General features: G+C 39.5%; 17 protein-coding genes. 1 reads left to right on the forward strand and 16 read right to left on the reverse strand.

What is annotated here, in order from left to right; all coding sequences use genetic code 11:
• Nucleotides 1–81: 81 nt before the first annotated feature.
• Complete coding sequence (locus tag bhn_RS11320) at nt 82–1,308, reverse strand: LL-diaminopimelate aminotransferase (RefSeq protein WP_071176798.1); 1,227 nt, start codon at nt 1,306–1,308, stop codon at nt 82–84.
• A gap of 278 nt (nt 1,309–1,586) precedes the next feature.
• On the opposite strand from bhn_RS11320, the gene dapF reads away from it, so the two are divergent.
• A complete protein-coding gene (dapF, locus tag bhn_RS11325; RefSeq protein ID WP_071176799.1) occupies nt 1,587–2,498 on the forward strand; it encodes a diaminopimelate epimerase in 912 nt (303 codons plus the stop codon).
• Between the two features lie 247 nt (nt 2,499–2,745).
• Here dapF and bhn_RS11330 read toward each other — a convergent pair whose 3' ends face one another.
• The 15 genes from bhn_RS11330 to bhn_RS11400 form a co-directional block, all read right to left on the reverse strand.
• Nucleotides 2,746–4,614 carry an ABC transporter ATP-binding protein gene (locus bhn_RS11330; protein ID WP_236845912.1) on the reverse strand — a complete coding sequence of 623 codons (1,869 nt, stop codon included), beginning with the start codon at nt 4,612–4,614 and terminating at the stop codon, nt 2,746–2,748.
• A 1-nt stretch (nt 4,615) separates the two neighbouring features.
• Nucleotides 4,616–6,424, reverse strand: a complete 1,809-nt coding sequence (locus bhn_RS11335) for an ABC transporter ATP-binding protein (protein WP_071176801.1) — start codon at nt 6,422–6,424, stop codon at nt 4,616–4,618.
• Nucleotides 6,425–6,516: 92 nt separating this feature from the next.
• Nucleotides 6,517–7,179 (reverse strand): sensor histidine kinase, encoded by a 663-nt coding sequence (locus bhn_RS11340; RefSeq protein ID WP_071176802.1) that lies wholly within the window; start codon nt 7,177–7,179, stop codon nt 6,517–6,519.
• A 4-nt stretch (nt 7,180–7,183) separates the two neighbouring features.
• Nucleotides 7,184–7,882: a LytR/AlgR family response regulator transcription factor gene (locus bhn_RS11345; RefSeq protein WP_071176803.1), complete on the reverse strand. Its 699-nt coding sequence runs from the start codon at nt 7,880–7,882 to the stop codon at nt 7,184–7,186.
• Between the two features lie 12 nt (nt 7,883–7,894).
• On the reverse strand, nt 7,895–8,731 hold the full coding sequence (locus tag bhn_RS11350) for a class I SAM-dependent DNA methyltransferase (RefSeq protein WP_071176804.1): 837 nt from the start codon (nt 8,729–8,731) through the stop codon (nt 7,895–7,897).
• A 3-nt stretch (nt 8,732–8,734) separates the two neighbouring features.
• The gene (locus bhn_RS11355; RefSeq protein WP_071176805.1) at nt 8,735–9,208 is read right to left on the reverse strand and encodes a COG2426 family protein; all 474 of its coding nucleotides are present in this window, start codon (nt 9,206–9,208) and stop codon (nt 8,735–8,737) included.
• Nucleotides 9,208–10,257, reverse strand: coding sequence for a histidinol-phosphate transaminase (hisC, locus tag bhn_RS11360; protein WP_071176806.1), 1,050 nt, complete (start codon nt 10,255–10,257; stop codon nt 9,208–9,210). The genes bhn_RS11355 and hisC overlap by 1 nt, the downstream gene beginning before the upstream one ends.
• Nucleotides 10,258–10,834: 577 nt before the next feature.
• Nucleotides 10,835–11,536: a sugar transferase gene (locus bhn_RS11365; RefSeq protein ID WP_083385950.1), complete on the reverse strand. Its 702-nt coding sequence runs from the start codon at nt 11,534–11,536 to the stop codon at nt 10,835–10,837.
• A gap of 30 nt (nt 11,537–11,566) precedes the next feature.
• Complete coding sequence (locus bhn_RS11370) at nt 11,567–12,283, reverse strand: hypothetical protein (protein WP_071176808.1); 717 nt, start codon at nt 12,281–12,283, stop codon at nt 11,567–11,569.
• Nucleotides 12,284–12,320: 37 nt separating this feature from the next.
• Entirely contained in the window at nt 12,321–13,064 is a 744-nt protein-coding gene (locus bhn_RS11375) for a class B sortase (RefSeq protein WP_143147360.1), read from the reverse strand.
• A gap of 4 nt (nt 13,065–13,068) precedes the next feature.
• The gene (locus bhn_RS11380; protein WP_071176810.1) at nt 13,069–14,127 is read right to left on the reverse strand and encodes an LCP family protein; all 1,059 of its coding nucleotides are present in this window, start codon (nt 14,125–14,127) and stop codon (nt 13,069–13,071) included.
• Between the two features lie 9 nt (nt 14,128–14,136).
• Nucleotides 14,137–14,589 carry a DUF5011/hyalin repeat domain-containing protein gene (locus tag bhn_RS11385; protein WP_071176811.1) on the reverse strand — a complete coding sequence of 151 codons (453 nt, stop codon included), beginning with the start codon at nt 14,587–14,589 and terminating at the stop codon, nt 14,137–14,139.
• Between the two features lie 30 nt (nt 14,590–14,619).
• On the reverse strand, nt 14,620–15,453 hold the full coding sequence (locus bhn_RS11390) for a polysaccharide biosynthesis tyrosine autokinase (RefSeq protein ID WP_071176812.1): 834 nt from the start codon (nt 15,451–15,453) through the stop codon (nt 14,620–14,622).
• A 13-nt stretch (nt 15,454–15,466) separates the two neighbouring features.
• The gene (locus tag bhn_RS11395) at nt 15,467–16,189 is read right to left on the reverse strand and encodes a YveK family protein (RefSeq protein WP_071176813.1); all 723 of its coding nucleotides are present in this window, start codon (nt 16,187–16,189) and stop codon (nt 15,467–15,469) included.
• Nucleotides 16,190–16,217: 28 nt separating this feature from the next.
• Nucleotides 16,218–16,943, reverse strand: coding sequence for a CpsB/CapC family capsule biosynthesis tyrosine phosphatase (locus bhn_RS11400; RefSeq protein ID WP_071176814.1), 726 nt, complete (start codon nt 16,941–16,943; stop codon nt 16,218–16,220).
• Nucleotides 16,944–17,025: the final 82 nt, after the last annotated feature.

The following is a 17,025-nucleotide window of genomic DNA, read 5'->3' on the forward strand; positions in this document are numbered from 1 at the left end:
TTACTATCCACATTTTGGGGAGAAACCGCAAACTAGTTGGAGGCTCAGTATTAACTGAGCCTCCATTTTTAACTAAAAAAATCATAGTCTCTTTATTCTCTCTAAAGCTTCTACGCTGTTATCATAGCTTCCGAAAGCTGTAAGTCTGAAGTAATGCTCTCCGCTTGGTCCAAAGCCTGATCCTGGAGTACCTACAACATTTGCATTTTCAAGAAGGTGATCAAAGAACTCCCAGCTTGTCATGTTGTTTGGTGTATGAAGCCATACATATGGTGAATTCTTGCCGCCGTATACTTCGTAGCCTGCATCTTTAAGACCGTTGTAGATATAAGTAGCATTCTTCATGTACTTACTAACCATATCTTTTATCTGAGCCTTACCTTCAACTGAGTAGCAAGCCTCTCCCGCTCTCTGTACTACATATGGAGCTCCGTTATACTTAGTTCCATGTCTTCTAGCCCAGAGTCTGTGCATCTCCACTTCCTCACCATTAAACTTAACCTTAAGATCATGAGGAATGATAGTAGCGCCGAGACGAAGGCCAGTAAATCCAGCATTCTTAGAAAAAGACCTAAGCTCTATAGCGCAGGTTCTAGCTCCTTCGCACTCAAATATTGAATGAGGGATATTATCCTGAGAAATATAAGCTTCATACGCCGCATCAAATATGATAACTGCTCCAACCTTATTAGCATAGTCAACCCATACCTGAAGCTGATCCTTTGTGATAGCTTCACCTGTTGGGTTATTTGGGAAGCACAGATAGATAAGATCTGGTGTTTCCTTTGGAAGTTCAGGTGCAAAGTTATTTTCTGCTGTACATGGCATGTAGATAACGTTACTCCAGATTCCACTTTCTTTATCATAATCTCCACATCTACCAGCCATAACGTTTGAATCTACGTATACTGGATAAACTGGATCGCAAACTGCTATCTTAGAGTCTTTTGCAAAGATCTCCTGAATGTTGGCCGAGTCACTCTTAGCTCCATCTGAGATAAATATCTCATCATCAGCGATGTCGCAGCCTCTTGCTCTAAAGTCATTCTCTGCCATGGCGTGTCTAAGGAACTCATAGCCAAGGTCTGGGGCGTAGCCTCTGAATGTACTCTCACTTGCCTGCTCATCTACGGCTTTATGAAGTGCTTCGATAACAGCTGGGCACAGTGGCTGAGTAACATCACCAATTCCGAGGCGAATGATCTTTTTATCTGGATTAGCCTCTTGATAAGCATTAACTTTCTTAGCTATAGTGCTAAACAAATAACTTCCTGGTAACTTTAAATAATCCTCATTTGGTCTAAACATATATTGGCCTCCTATAAGTGATTCTTTGGAATAATCTAATACAGCATTTTATACGATAAAAATGCAATGAAAAACGATTTTGCAATATCTAATTGCATGTCTATAATAAACTAGAACATATAATAAACCATTTTTGTATCATTGTATACAAATTTCTTGTATTTTTATTCTGGAACAGATAGTATAGCAATATACTTGTTAATAAGTGTGTTTGACTTATGTAAACGAAATGGTTTTGTATGAATATACAACTTATCATTATATAGAGGAGAATGCGTATGAAGTTTACTAAGATGCAGGGCTGTGGAAATGACTATGTTTATGTTGATGGAGGAAGTGAGAAGATTTCTCAGGAAAAGAAATCTGAGCTTGCAAAACGCGTGTCTGACAGGCATTTTGGAATTGGTTCAGATGGACTTATCTTCATAAATCCTGTTGAAGATGATGACATAGATTTTGAAATGGAAATGTATAACGCTGACGGTTCCAGATCTGAGATGTGTGGAAATGGTATCAGATGCGTTGCCAAGTATGTATACGACAAAGGCCTTACTGACAAGAAAAAGCTTACTATTGTGAGCGCCGGTAAGAAAAAATACATTGATCTGACTGTTGGAGCTAACAACAAGGTAGAAAGCGTTAAGGTTGATATGGGGGCTCCTATCCTTGATGCCGAGACTGTTCCTGTAAGTGTTCCAGAAGATAAGCTTACTTCTTCTGATAAATTTGCAGAGCTTAGTGGCAAATATGGTCACCTTGCAGTAGATGTTCCAATTACAGTTGATGGAAGACAGTGGCATATGACCTGTGTATCCATGGGCAATCCTCATGCAGTTGTATTCCTTCCTGAAGGAATGGACCTTGCCACCTTTGATATTGAAAAGATCGGACCACAGTTTGAAAATCACGAGTATTTCCCAAGACGAGTAAATACTGAGTTTGTAACAATAGATGACAGAAGCAACGTACACATGAGAGTATGGGAACGCGGAACTGGTGAGACCCTTGCCTGCGGTACTGGTTGCTGCGCAACAGCTGTTGCCTGCATCTTGAATGGTCACACAGATACATCCGTCACTATCCACGTCCTTGGCGGCGACATCAAGTGCAGTTGGGACAAGAATCCTTCATCATCAGTGATCATGGAAGGTCCAGCAACTACAGTATTTGATGGAGAGATTGAAATATAAGATTAGTTAATAGTCTAGCACGTAACATTCAAATGAAGTAAATTTTAGCCGAAAGCTCTAATCACACAAGCTTTCGGCTATATTTTTTTCAAATATACAAGATTTTATTTTATACAATTCACTCTTTTCTTTAGCCTACCTATTTAAATTTGCAGGCCTTCGGCTAATCTATTTTTTCATTTTGATTTTTTCGATAGTTTTTTATTTAGCCGAAAATAGTAAATTGCGTAACTTAGGCTGACAACACTTACACTTCCTCTACATAATACTGTGCCTGAGCATTCCAGAGTTCGTAGTACTTTCCAGCATGATCTTCAAGGAGTTTCTCGTGTGTTCCCTTTTGAATAACCTGTCCTTCACCAAATACTGCTATCTCGTCGCAGAACTTACATGATGACAATCTATGAGAAATATAGATTGCTGTTTTATCACCAGAGATATCATCAAACTTACTGTAAATCTCAGCTTCTGCTATAGGATCAAGAGCAGCAGTTGGTTCATCAAGGATGATGAATGGAGCGTCTTTATATAATGCTCTTGCTATTGCAATCTTTTGGGCTTCTCCACCAGAAACATCAATTCCATCATCAGAAAGATCCTTATATATCATGGTATCTAGTCCCTTTTCCAGACTCTCAAGCCTCTCACCAAATCCAGCATCTACTAAAGCTTTATACGCTCTATCTCTATCATAATCCGCGTTACCAGCCACATTCGCTCCTATAGGCTGGCAAAGAAGCTGAAAGTCCTGAAATACAATCGAGAAAATATCCATGTAGTCATCATATTTGTATTTCCTTATATCTATACCATTTAAAAGTATCTGCCCTTCTTGAGGATCATACAAACGGCACAATAGCTTTATAAATGTAGTCTTTCCACTTCCATTCTCTCCAACGATTGCAAGTCTCTGTCCAACCTTAAACTTCATATTTACGTGTCTTAGAGACCAAACATCTGATCCTGGATATTTGAATGACACATCTTTAAACTCAATCTCATAATTCCTATCACTACGCTTTTCTGTAGTAAGAGAGCCCTGATACATGGCATTTGGAATATCGAGAAATTCAAATGTTTTATCCAAATAGCTTGTGTTCGTCTCCATAAGAGAGATAAGTTCTGTGAAAGCAAAGATGTTAGCTATCATTGCAGTAGCCGCTCCAACATACTGAGTTACACTACCTACATCAAATGCTCCAGCCCAAGCTTTTAAACATGTAAATACATAGACAAAACCAGTGATAAGCACTGTCATACATACTCCCATGCTAGAATAGATGCCCATTTTTCCCATAAACATTTTTCCCAAAGGTCCATCCACTCCGAAAACAGAATTTCCATCCCAATAGGCTGCCACCAAGCCTTGCTGATCATTCATTCGTATATCTACACTGCGCTTTTTATCAAGGCCTATGAATCCAAAGTGCCAAAATAAGCGATTCCCAAGAGTTGCAAAATCAGCATAATTACTCCAAGACTTTTGTGCTATACCAGAAAGCTTTCCCGAAAAGACACTAATTCCCACCATAACAGCAGCAAAAATCAATATAAATATAGGATTATTCAAAATTACCAGCCGTCCAGCTGTCTTTGGAACAGGAGAAGTAAAAAGTGTTACAGTGAGCGTGATTCCACTTATCATACCTATCATTCCCGTAACAAAACGTTCATAAGCTCTTTGGGATCTCATAAGTCCCCAACTTGCCCAGTTCTCATTTTGTTTGATCTGCGCCCTCAGATCATGATTTTCCTGTTTATCAAGTTCAGAGAAATCCAAAGAAAACATCTTGTGAATAAAAAGAATTTCTTTTCTTCCCCATAAGTCATTTAATAACGTTTCATGTCGTTGTTTCAAAAAAGCATTAATGATTGCTAATACGCAAATGCAGATAGTTCCAGCGATTACCCAATTCCATAACACTTCTTCTCTTCTTAGCCCAGCTAATTCCTTTAATACCTGAGCTGAGAAAAAAACTGTTATATACGGCGATACTGCTTCAAAAATGCACTTTACTGTCAGAAGAGGGAAATAGCTCTTTTGCACTCTATGGAGTTCTCTGACACCGCGAAGATTCATTGCTATGGCATGTCTAAAATCTATTTTTTTCTTCATATCAGAACTCCTTTCCTTCTTGATAATAACGGCTTTGTACTTCAAAGAGCTGGGCATATTCACCGCCAAGGTTCATAAGGCTCTCATGAGTACCCTCTTCTTTGATTCCTCCATCTGCCACGAAGATGATACGGTCACAAAATCTTGTTGAAGCAAGCCTGTGAGAAATAAATAGTGATGTCTTTCCTTCTGACATTTCACCATATTTCATGTACATATCATTCTCTGCTATTGGATCAAGTGCAGCTGTAGGCTCATCAAGCAGTAATATTGGTCCATCCTTGTAAAGAGCTCTGGCAAGCATCAAACGCTGAGTTTCTCCCCCAGAAAAAAGAACGCCATCCAAATAAACTTCTCTTCCAATATGTGTTTCTAGCCCCTTTGGGAGTTTTTCTATGTTAGAAGTTAGTCCTGCAAGATCAATGCATTTTTTTATCTTCTCATAATCAATATTCTCTTTAGTTTGGGCAATCTCTTCAGCTACTGTTACATCAACTATAGAGAACTCCTGAAACACAGCGCTAAATAGCCTGTAGTACTCTCTTCGATTGAAGTCTCGTATATCTCTTCCATTTAGAAGTACACATCCCTCTGTAGGATCAAGCAGTCCACACAATAATTTGACTAATGTAGTTTTTCCGGCACCATTAAGTCCGACGATTGCCAGCTTTTCACCCGGCCTGATTGTAAGGCTAACGTCATGTATGGTATCTTCACTTGCTCCTGGATATCTAAAAGAAACACCTGATAACTGAAGTTCAAATTCTTCATATTCAGGAATCTTTTCACCATCTTCAAATTTGAATGGTTCTGGATAGTCCAGATATTCACGTAGTCGTGATATATCCATACCATGTTTATGCAGCTTACTAAGATCCTTTAGTACTCCCATTACCCATGTGGTAAAGGTTGTAACTGCCGCAAAATATAAAACAAACTCTGAGACGCTAAGTCCCTCATTCAAAGTCATCTTGATAAGATAAAAATAGGCAATTCCATTTCGTGCCAAAGTAAGAACTGCTTCCACAACTTCCGCAAATACTTCAGCTTTTTCGCATCGGAAAGCATATGCAAGATAAGCGTCATGAACTTTATCAAGTAAGTCATTAAGCCAGTTCTGAAGTCCAAATATTCGAATGTCTTTTGCAAGCTCTACAGACTCTGCTTTTCTTCTGATATATGACTTCTTCAGATAATACTTTTCTTCTTCATCTCTATGTTCATAGCGCCAGTTGTTTGTATATCTGGATACCACAAAGCCTGCAAGACATGTAACAATTATCACAAGCAAGATCACAGGATCAATTTTAGATAAAATAGACAGATATATTATGAGTCCGCCAATATTGGTAAGAAGCTCAGTCAAGGTCTGCCAGATTTCTTCTGTTGCCTGTTCATTATCATTTGTAGCTTGATATGCCTTATCTCTAAGCTTTTGAAAATCTTCTTTAAGAGTATTTGAATACGAAGTCATATTACTCTTGAACGTGACCTTGCTAATTATAGCTGATCGAACGTCTACTCTTGGAAATAGCGAATTCTGAGTGAAATAATGCATCAGTCCACGAAGTATAAAAATAGCTACTGTAAACAGTCCAATTGTGGACAATAATGTTCCAATTGAAGCTCTCTGTTCGATGCGTAAAAGAACTCTTGGTGCAATATACAACTGTGCCAGATTATAAGCCACTTCCAATGCTGCAGAAATAATGCAAAAGAAAATAGCTCTTTTACCAGCTTTCCAAGCTACCTGTAACATCCACCAAACATTTTGGAGAGTATTATATTTAGGTTTTTCTTTATTATTCATAGCTGTTTGTCTCCTCTCCTACATATCATGCCACAAAAAAAGTCCCCGGATTTCTCTGGGGACGAATTGCTATTCTCAGGTGATGAATTGCTTTATACCTGTGGCAAAAGTATTTCCGTAGTAAAAGCACCATCTTCACTATTTCTACTTATATAGCCTTCAAGGCGTTCCACAATGGTGTCAATACGAACAAGTCCAAATCCGTGGCCTTCACCCTTGGTAGTACTAAATAAATTACCTTTTTTAGTAAGTTTCTTTTCCGCAGTGAAATTCGTAAAAGAAATGTACAATTGAGTATTCTTCATATCCATATAGACACGAATAAGTCTGTTTTCTTCAGGTAGCTTCACACTCGCCTCTATTGCATTATCAAAAAGATTTCCTATGATACAGCAAAGATCTATCTCAGACATTTTAAGCTTAACAGGTATATGCGCATCAGCAACTACCTTTATCCCCTTTGATTTTGCTAAAGATATCTTAGAATTAAGGATTGCATCTGTCATGGCATTACCAGTCTTGATAACTGTATCAACAGTAGTAAGGTCTTCGTCAAGAAGATCCAAGTATTTGCTGATTGCTTCCCAGTCTCCAGTCGCTGCATATGCTTTCATTGTCTGGATATGGTTGCGATAGTCATGCCTCCAGCCACGTATTTGGCGATACATATTATCAACTTCTCTGTAGTGTGTCTCAATCAGTTCATGTTGATAGGTAGCAATCTGTTTATCAATTTTCTTTGAAAAGAATCCCATTCTCTTACCCCATGTTGATTATAGCACGATTAACTCCATCATATGAGCCTCTGGGTAGATGAATCAATGTTCCATCACTTAACTTGATATCACTTTTGGTCACACGACTGATCTGAGTCAGATTGACGATTGACGAACGTCCAACTCGATAAAATCTATCATCAAGCTGCTTTTCAACTTCACCAAGTGTCATCTTGACTGTCAACTCTTGCTGAGCATGGATAGTAACGTAATTTCCATAAACTTCAACATATCGGATCTGATATATTGGTACACGTACCATTTCACCATTCACGTCAAAATTTAATACTTTTTCATTTTTCTGAAGTTTGTCTGATGCTCTATCTAAGACAGATAACAATTTACCCTCTTTTACAGGCTTCATAAGATAGTGAAGAGCTGCTACTTCATACCCTTCCGCTATATAATCAGAATATCCGGTAATAAAAACTATCTGGATGTTTTCATTGACTTTCCTAAGCCTCTTGGCAAGTGTCACACCATCCATACCATCCATTTCTATATCTAACAAGATGATGTCATAGTCATTCTCATCTTCATATTTGAATAAAAAACTCTCCGCAGATGGGAACTCATCAACATGGATCATGTAGCCATTATCCTTGGCCCAATGACAGACCATGTCATTTACATACTTTCTATCTATATCTGAGTCATCACAGATTGCAATCTTGTATCCCATCTAGTCAGTTCCTTACTTTCCGTTTTCTCTTGCCACAATATAGATTCTCTCGCTATCCTCGGTAGGCTCTTCGTGGGTATCTGCATCGATTGCAGTGATAAACTCAAGGCCAGCCTTATCTACGAAGTTCTTCATCTCATCAAGGGTATATCCCCTCTGATAGTGAGTCTCAACTGAACGTCTAAAGAGCTCTTTTTCCTCATCACACATGGCAAAGATCGTAAGATCGTATTCATTGATATGCTCTTCTTCGTGGTAATAATTTTCCCAGATGAAACTGCAATTGTCACGACTCTCAGCAATCGTAGTATCGCCGATCACATCGCGGTACTTGTGGAGCGTATTGAAATCAAAAATAAACACTCCCTTAGGAAACAGGAAATTATTAACAAGCTTAAAGGTCTCGATGACGTCATCATCTTCAAGAAGGTAATTGACGCTATCACATACGCTTACGATAGTTCCAGCTGTGCAATAAAGGTCTAGTTCTCTCATGTCCTGTTCAAGGTACATGATGTTTAGGCCGTTCTGAGCTGCCTTATTGCGCGCAATATTGAGCATATCGGAGGATAAGTCGATTCCCACCATGTCATAGCCTCTTTTAGCCATTTCCTGGGTAAAAGAGCCGGTGCCACAGCCAAGCTCAACAACGAGATTTCTCTCTTCTGTAAGAGCTGCCTCTGAATCTTCTAAAGTATCGTAGTCCTCAGCTTTTTGGTCTGAAGATGCAGATGGCTTACTCACTCCATATTTCTCAATTAGTGATACAACAAAATTACCCCATACTTCGTATGGGGTTTCATCCATGAATGTATCATATACAGCTGCAAAATCTGTGTATGCTTCCATAAATTAAAATAAACTTCCTATGATCAAAATAACTTTAGTTCCAAGTCCCATTATAACGCCTGCAAGTACTACTCCGCAAACAACCGCTCTAACGCTCTTCTTGAAATCCATATCAAGGATAGAAGCTGCAAGTGTTCCTGTCCATGCTCCTGTACCAGGAACTGGGATACCTACGAATAAGAAAAGTGCCCAGTAAAGCCCTTTTCCAGCCTTCTCCTTAAGCTTCTCGCCGCCCTTGTGTCCCTTTTCAAGGCAGAATGTAAAGAACTTACCGATCACTGGCTTATCCTTGCCCCACTCAAGAACTTTTCTTGCAAAGAAGAAAATGAAAGGCATAGGGATCATGTTTCCTATGATCGCGATAATATAGCTTGGAAGAAGTGGAAGTCCCATACTAATAGCATATGGAATAGCTCCTCTAAGCTCAACAAGTGGCACCATAGAAACCAAAAATACGATCAAATAATCTTTTAACATCAAATAATCTCCTTCAAAGCTCTGATAAGAGTATCCATCTCTTCATCTGTACCAATTGAGATTCTGAGATACTCATCAATTCTAGGTAAATCAAATCGACGCACTATTATACCACGGCTTCTCAAATTAGCAAAGATTTCCTTACCAGACTTGTCTGGATGTTTAGCAAAAATGAAGTTGGTCTTGGAATCAGCAAATTCAAATCCAAGCTCTTTTAACTCTTTCTTGACTCTTTCTCTGGTGCCAATGACCATATTCCTGGTCTTATCAAAATAGTCTCTGTTTGAGATAGCAAGTGCTCCAAGCTCAAGAGTTGGCGTGTTCATAGTGTATGAGTTGAAAGAATACTTGACGTCAGAAAGATATTTTATAAGCTTCTCATTTCCAAAGGCATAGCCTATTCTCATTCCAGCCATTGACCTTGATTTTGAAAAAGTCTGGACAACCAGAAGATTATCATACTTATCAATAAGTGGAAGTGCAGATTCTCCGCCGAAATCAATGTATGCTTCATCAACGATAACTACTACGTCACGATTCTTTTGCAATATTTCCTCAATATCCTTAAGAGGAAGCTCAACACCTGTAGGAGCGTTAGGATTAGCAATAACAACGCCGCCATTCTCGCCAAAATAGTCCTCTTTAGTTATAGTGAAATCTTCATTAAGCGGAATCTGCTTGAACGGAATCCTATATAGGTTTGCCCACACATCATAAAATGAATATGTTATATCAGGGAAAAGAACTGGCTTATCAGAATTGAAAAATGTAAGAAAAGCCATAGCAAGTACATCATCAGAGCCCACGCCAACAAAGACTCTATCAGATGATACATTATAAAAATCCGCTATAGCATCCACAAGCACAGAGCAACTAGGATCCGGATATTTCTTAAATCTATCCACATCCATAATCTTAATTGCCTCAGCAACTGCTGGTGCTGGAGGATATGGATTTTCATTTGTATTAAGCTTGATGATATTCTGAATCTTTGGCTGCTCTCCCGGTGTATATGGAACAACCTTCCTAACATTTTCTTCCCAGCTCATGGTCATACTCCTTTTTTATAAAATACATGTCCTCATTATATACACTCTGTTACGCTATTGCAAGAAAGTGTTTTTTATCCTGCTATACTTCATAAACTTGCTATTATGCTTGGCTGATTACCTGCATTATTACTTTTGAATAATTTGCAGGTACTATTTTCTATCTATACTTTCTCTTATATCTGGCATTCATTACCTGCTTTTATTCTTATGTGATATTTGCAGGTAACACTTCCTGACATCAACCTCTTTTTTCCCGTCTTTCTTTTACCTGCATTCAGTCTTTTCAATAATTTGCAGGTAATGCTTCCTGACATCAATCTCTTTTTTCCGTCTTTCTTTTACCTGCATCCGCCACTTTTACCACAATGCAGGTAACAAAACCTCTCATCCAGCCTATTCTCCACCTATTTTCTTTACCTGCATTCTCCCAAATCAACATATTGCAGGTAAAACACCATCATCCGCCTGTTTTTATCATATCGAAATTACAGGCAACTACTGCAAAAAGCAAGCTTTAAAACACAAAAAGCCCCGCTCCATATAGAGCGAGGCTTTATAACTATTTACAGTATGATCAGTATGCACCGTCCTGACCGAAGATGGCCGGGAAGGTTCTGAATATGAGCTCGATATCTTTAGAAAGGCTCATATCCTGGATGTATTGAAGGTCGAGTTCAACCCATCTGTCCCACTTGATCTTGGCTCTGCCACAAACCTGCCAATAGCAGGTGAGACCTGGTTTAACGATAGTGCGTTGTTTTTCGTAGGCATTACATTCTTCCATCTGGGAAGTAAGGATTGGTCTAGGACCAACTACGCTCATATCACCTTTGATGATATTAAATAACTGTGGAAGTTCATCTATAGAAAATCTTCTAATAAATCTTCCTACATGTGTTACTCGTGGATCATTCTTGATCTTGAATGCATGGCCTGTCTGCTCATTCTGAGCTTGCATGCGTTCAAACATTGACTCTGCGTTCTTGTACATGCTTCTGAACTTATAGATCTTGAAGCTCTTCATATCTTTACCAGCTCTCTGCTGGGTAAAGAACACAGGACCACCATCCTCTAGGAATATGGCAAGTGCAGTCACCAAAAATACAGGTGACAAAAGAATCAATGCCACACTAGAAGCAGCAATGTCAAACAATCTCTTTATCCACTTATAGATATTGGGCTTATGATCATATATTTCCTGATAGTTAAGCTCAATTATCTTTCTACCTGCTCCTGCTCTAAGCTCGGAAACAGGTATCGCATTTGCTTTAGACATTCTCATTTTTCCTCTTTGTAAAAGGTTTTATCAACCTGTAACTGATGCGAGAACAGGTACCCTTACAAAGGCAATCGTGCCGTGCTTAGTCATGTTAACTACTACGTGGTCTTTACGAATCTCTGCTGTTGGTAACTGTACCCACTGATTATTCTGAATCTGGTAAACTGCTATGTTATCCCCAACAACTACCCCACTAACATAGAAATTAACTTTGGCTGATGTAAATGATGCTCCTGGTGAGCTTGTAGTTACTACATTAAGAAGTGAACCTCCTACATTTGCTGCAAGTGAAGTTGCAGAAGTAAGCTGTCCATTTGTAGCAGGTGTAAGAACGAATGTTACGTTACTCTTACCACCATTTATCTCTACATGTCCGCCCTGGCCAACAATATTGCTGCCATAACCGACAATATTATTTCTCTTATAGAATTCATTAGCTGAAGAGCCTGAGCTCTTTCCTGATCCACCACCTGATGAGCTCTTGTTATTATTGTTGTTATTGTTCTGACCAGCTCTGACAGCGTTTGTCAAAGACTGGATCTGCTTGGTGAGTTCAGCAATTGTCTTATTGTTTTCTTCTTGGTTCTTCTGCATTTTTTCCCATTCTTCCTTGGAAATACTGATAGAACCACCTACATTGTTGTCCGTACTAGTCCCTGTACTTGCTGCATTTTCAGCGCATACGCACAATGTTGATGAAAACATCATGACGCCTACAACCATCAACGCAAGAATCTTTTTCATATTATTTGCCTCCATACATTTAAAAACAACGCTTCATTTATTCATCTTCTGGATTGCTCCAGTCAATTTCTCTGTCGATCTGACCTGCAGGATCACCTACAAGACATCCCACAACAAGTATCTGTTTGCTAGGATCACTTGGGCTTGGAGCTGTCATTGTAAGTAAAAAATGTTCTGGACTAAGTCCCTGCTCCCAACCTGGCCTGATGATATTGGTCATACTCCTTTGTGAGTACATATCATCAATGAACTGCTGGCATCCGTATGCATACGAAAAGTCATATTTTTCAACCAGTCTTGTGCCCTCAGTAGTATAAGCCGCGATAACATAATAAGCAAGAACATTTCCTTCCATGTATACCAAAATGAACTGATGGTCATCAAAATATACCTTATCAAGAAATTTCTCAAGCTCCGATGGCGCAACTCCGTGTACTACTTCATTAAAGTCACACATATCCTGCATATTGGCAGCTTCTATATAAGCACATGCATTTGTTGCTGGTTCTTTGTCTGCATTATGTGTGGCATAAAAGTAATCATCGCCATCACTACTTTGACATAGTGGTAAATTTATATCTGTATCCTTCACATAGATCCAGGCAAATATGTCACTATTCTTTTCACGCAGCGCGTGAACGTCTACAAAATTGCCATTTTCCGGATCTGGTGTCTTTGCTTCTTTTGAACATCCCACCAGCATAGCTGCCACTAATAAAACAGCAAAAAACCGTTTAAAAGACAGCCTCTCTATATCTTTATATCGTCTTGTTCTACGCATTTGTTTAGCTCACACCATCAACTTTTTCATAAAAAACTTCAAGAATTGTCTCGTAAAGATCATCCTGATCCACATAAAATTCTTCAAACTTGCCGCTTTTCTTGGTCTCACCATCCAGAAGGATCAGATCTGAAGCGTCAAATCTGTATGTAGTAATGCTAGGAGCAAGGTAGCTGATCTCATCTGCTGAGATATTGGTAGTCATCATGCTGCCTATTGCGGAAAAGAGCTCTATAGCTGCATTACTGTTATTTTCTGCAGTTTTTCTTGCTGATTCAAGAAAGCCATTTAGATACTGCTTTTGTCTCTCTAACCTGCCATCATTTGAAGCATAAATGCTAATGTCTCTAGCCTTAACATAGTAATAAGCTGTGTCACCTTCAAGATGAACCTCAGCGCCTTTCTTAAGGGACTTGTCCCACTTGGTAAGGTCCTCAAGAACTGTAACATCAACGCCGCCCACCTGATCATTTATGATAGGAATAGCACTCATATTAATGGCTGCATATCCATGGATAGGTAGCTGATAAAACATATTCGAAACAGCCTTGACCTGATATTCACAGCTCTGCTCAAGTCCATCGCCGTATGCATGCTGAATTGCGATCTGTCCAACTTCTGTAGTCTGATATCTGCCGTATTCATCATAGACATCTATGTCAGCCATACTGTTTCTGTTGATGCCGATGATCTTGATGGTCTCATCATGAGGATTAAGTACCAGCAGGAAAAGAGCATCCGCCTGGCCACCATTTTGTCCGTCTGTAACCTTTGATACTATCTCATCATCCTTATCAATTCCCATGATAAGGAAAGTAGTAATGTCCTCGTTGTAATCGTAAACACATCCATTATATCTAACCCAGTCTGCTTCCCAGCGCTGCTCCGTTCCCTGCATAGCGCCATCATCTGTCTGGCCCATCATCGGTGTACTCGTAGCAGATTTAGATCCAAGATTTGATTTTCCAAGTATCCTCATTACTTCAAGGCCAGCAAGTCCAAGTGTTGTAATAGTCATCACCACAGCCCAGACAATGAGAATTATTCTGCCTGCTTTCTTCATCTAAAACTCCTAGTCTTCCGTCTCCTCATTTTCGCTACTTGCCTCTGTAGCCGCATCTTCTGAACTATACATCATATTAGGAAATTCATTATCCTCAAGTTCATCCAAAGGATCTCCGTTGCTTTCAAGGTCTCTTATGTCAGCCGGGAAAACTCGTGACTGCTTGGTCACATTTCCGCTGTAATCAGCAACTGCGTAATAAACAACTGCAGTTCCAGCATCTTTGTTGATTACCACCTTTTCCACAACTATCCTGTTTGTCAGATCGCCATCCTTGGCATCATAAGCGTTTATTCCTACAATTAGGTCTTTTTCCTCAGTCTCTGAATCATAGACCAGGTTGACTGATGAAAATCTAAATTCGGGTGCCATTCTGTCACTCCTACCGTAAGCAATCACAATAAGAGCAATGAGACATCCGCTCAATATGGTAAAAAATATCCCAAGAATATTACCTTTCACAAGTTCCTCCACATATATGCAATGAAATATTTAGTCTTTTCTTGTAACTCCGGCAAGATAATTAAGCTCATCAAGATCGTCATCATCAGGAAGGTCAGCTTCTGGAGTCTTTGGTCTTCCTGAACCGGAACTCATCTCTGCGTCATCCCCATATTTGCCGTAGTACTTGCCATAATATTTTCCATAGTACTTGCCGTAATAATTGCCATAATGGCCATAGTAGCCCTTACCTGAAATATCAACCTTATTAAGAACTACGCCAAGCATCTTGGCTCCAGCCTTATCCAGCTGATCCTTAACTCTCTGAGCAAAGCGGTAGCTGATGGCATTACTTTCTATTACCATAACTGTTCCGTCGCACTGCTTGGATACAACGGCCGCATCAATAACACTTCCAAGAGGAGGTGTATCTATAATGACGTAATCAAATACCTGTTTCATATTCTCAAGGACTTTGCTAAAGATCCTGCCTCCCAAAAGCTCACTTGGGTTAGGAGGAACCGGTCCACTGAATATTACATAGAGATTAGGTGTATCTGTTTCGCAGATGACACTTGAAAGTCTCTCTCTTCCTACAAGGCAATGTGTAAGGCCAAGTCTTACTGATCCTGTTCTGTATCTACCAACAAGAACTGATTTACGCATATCTGCGTCTACGAGAACAGTTTTTTTACCAGCTTCTGCAAAAGCCCTCGCAAGAGCCATCGCCACTGTTGTCTTACCTTCACCAGGTGTACAGCTTGTGACAGAGATAACCCTGACATTCTGTCCACTGAACTCTATATTACTTCTAAGTGTTTTGTATGCTTCTTTTATCTGATAGTTGTTTTCTGATTGGCTAAAGTGAAGTTTAGCTGTCTGCATAGGCTACCCCATCCTACTTTTTCTTGGCTTTTTTATTTTTCTTGTCCTGCTCATCAACGGAAAGTGGAACAAGTGCAAGTGTACTAAGTCCCAGATATCTCTCAACATCGTCGTTGCTCTTGATGGTATCGTCAAGAAGGTATCCGAGTACTACAAAAAATGCTACGACTACAGCCCCAACAAATCCTGAAAGGATAGTCCATCTTGTAACACTAGGACTTGCCTTCTCAGTAGGAACATTAGCTGTCTCTGCAATATTGATAGCATCGATATCCATAACGTTAGTGATATGTTCACTGGACACTTCTCTGATGCAGTTTGCTATCTTCATAGCCATAAGAGGATCCTCGTCCTTGACTGTGATAGCAACGATACGCGTATCAGATGGTGTATCAACTCTAAGAACTGATGCCAACTGCTTATACTCCATGTCTATGAGGTTAAGTCTCTGAATAACTTCCTCAAGAACGTATCTGCTCTTTATAAGCTCTGCATAATCCTGAGTGAGCTGAGTAGAAATCTGCACGTCAGAATATGTGACTGTCTGATTCTCCTCTTTGTTCAGGATATAGATCTTGGTCGTAGATTCATAAGTAGGGTGTACCACAAACTTGCTGACAAAAAGACCTGAAAGTGCAAAAAAAAGTCCTGCACTGATGATCAGAAAAGCTCTTCCCAGCAATATAGAAAAAAGTTCCCCCAGATTGATTTCTATGATGTCGTCTTTTCTATCCACACATTTCTCCCTTATCCGGTGACTAGCGTCACAGTGTTTCGTTTTTCAAAACTGCAACAGGATTATCGTAAAAGATTCTTTTACCGTATGATTCCCCATATTTCCTGTCTACATAATTGCGGCACTCAAGTAGCTCTGGAGCTCTTTTTTGGGTGTCATGAGCATCTGTAGCCACAAAGTGTACCAGCCTGTTTTTCAAAAGCTTTTTTACAAATAGTTTGATGCCAAAGCCATACTTGCCCATAATACTGGAGGCATTTACCTGAATGAGGCAGCCCATATCCACAAGTTCTTCTACATAAGCAGGGTGAGATACTATATCACTATAGCGCTCCACATGGGCAATTATAGGAATAAAGCCCGCAGCCTGTACCTGGTATATAGCATTGTGTATAGCTTTATATGGATTGGTAGGATGAAACTCTACCAAAACATAATCAGAACCTGCCAAGGTACATATCTTGCCCTGTTCAAGCTCTGTCTGCGTCTCATCACTATAGTATATTTCGTTTCCTGAGTAAAGCTTTACTTTGATTCCCAGTTCATCTGCCTGCTGTTGCAGTTTATCTTTATATACTTCATTATGTTGTGGGCTGACATTGTGATGCATCGGTTTGTGATGTGGTGTTAGAATAATATGAGTGATGCCATTCTTTTCGGCTATCTTAAGCATCTTGAGACTAGTTTCCACATCTCTTGATCCGTCGTCTACGCCAGGCATAATATGACAATGTATATCTATCGATTCCAGCATATTTAACCTTCCAAAGTTTAGATGTATACTTACTTGTGTGTGCCGGTTTTTAATCGAGATCAACATACAAGATAATATAATT

This window comes from Butyrivibrio hungatei, assembly GCF_001858005.1.
Taxonomy (GTDB): Bacteria; Bacillota; Clostridia; order Lachnospirales; family Lachnospiraceae; genus Butyrivibrio; species Butyrivibrio hungatei.

What these genes read in the sequence shown, in the direction of transcription:
- bhn_RS11320 (WP_071176798.1), bottom strand. Translation starts at nt 1,308, where the DNA reads ATGTTTAGACCAAATGAGGATTATTTAAAGTTACCAGGAAGTTATTTG.
- dapF (WP_071176799.1), top strand. Translation starts at nt 1,587, where the DNA reads ATGAAGTTTACTAAGATGCAGGGCTGTGGAAATGACTATGTTTATGTT.
- bhn_RS11330 (WP_236845912.1), bottom strand. Translation starts at nt 4,614, where the DNA reads ATGAAGAAAAAAATAGATTTTAGACATGCCATAGCAATGAATCTTCGC.
- bhn_RS11335 (WP_071176801.1), bottom strand. Translation starts at nt 6,424, where the DNA reads ATGAATAATAAAGAAAAACCTAAATATAATACTCTCCAAAATGTTTGG.
- bhn_RS11340 (WP_071176802.1), bottom strand. Translation starts at nt 7,179, where the DNA reads ATGGGATTCTTTTCAAAGAAAATTGATAAACAGATTGCTACCTATCAA.
- bhn_RS11345 (WP_071176803.1), bottom strand. Translation starts at nt 7,882, where the DNA reads ATGGGATACAAGATTGCAATCTGTGATGACTCAGATATAGATAGAAAG.
- bhn_RS11350 (WP_071176804.1), bottom strand. Translation starts at nt 8,731, where the DNA reads ATGGAAGCATACACAGATTTTGCAGCTGTATATGATACATTCATGGAT.
- bhn_RS11355 (WP_071176805.1), bottom strand. Translation starts at nt 9,208, where the DNA reads ATGTTAAAAGATTATTTGATCGTATTTTTGGTTTCTATGGTGCCACTT.
- hisC (WP_071176806.1), bottom strand. Translation starts at nt 10,257, where the DNA reads ATGAGCTGGGAAGAAAATGTTAGGAAGGTTGTTCCATATACACCGGGA.
- bhn_RS11365 (WP_083385950.1), bottom strand. Translation starts at nt 11,536, where the DNA reads ATGTCTAAAGCAAATGCGATACCTGTTTCCGAGCTTAGAGCAGGAGCA.
- bhn_RS11370 (WP_071176808.1), bottom strand. Translation starts at nt 12,283, where the DNA reads ATGAAAAAGATTCTTGCGTTGATGGTTGTAGGCGTCATGATGTTTTCA.
- bhn_RS11375 (WP_143147360.1), bottom strand. Translation starts at nt 13,064, where the DNA reads ATGCGTAGAACAAGACGATATAAAGATATAGAGAGGCTGTCTTTTAAA.
- bhn_RS11380 (WP_071176810.1), bottom strand. Translation starts at nt 14,127, where the DNA reads ATGAAGAAAGCAGGCAGAATAATTCTCATTGTCTGGGCTGTGGTGATG.
- bhn_RS11390 (WP_071176812.1), bottom strand. Translation starts at nt 15,453, where the DNA reads ATGCAGACAGCTAAACTTCACTTTAGCCAATCAGAAAACAACTATCAG.
- bhn_RS11400 (WP_071176814.1), bottom strand. Translation starts at nt 16,943, where the DNA reads ATGCTGGAATCGATAGATATACATTGTCATATTATGCCTGGCGTAGAC.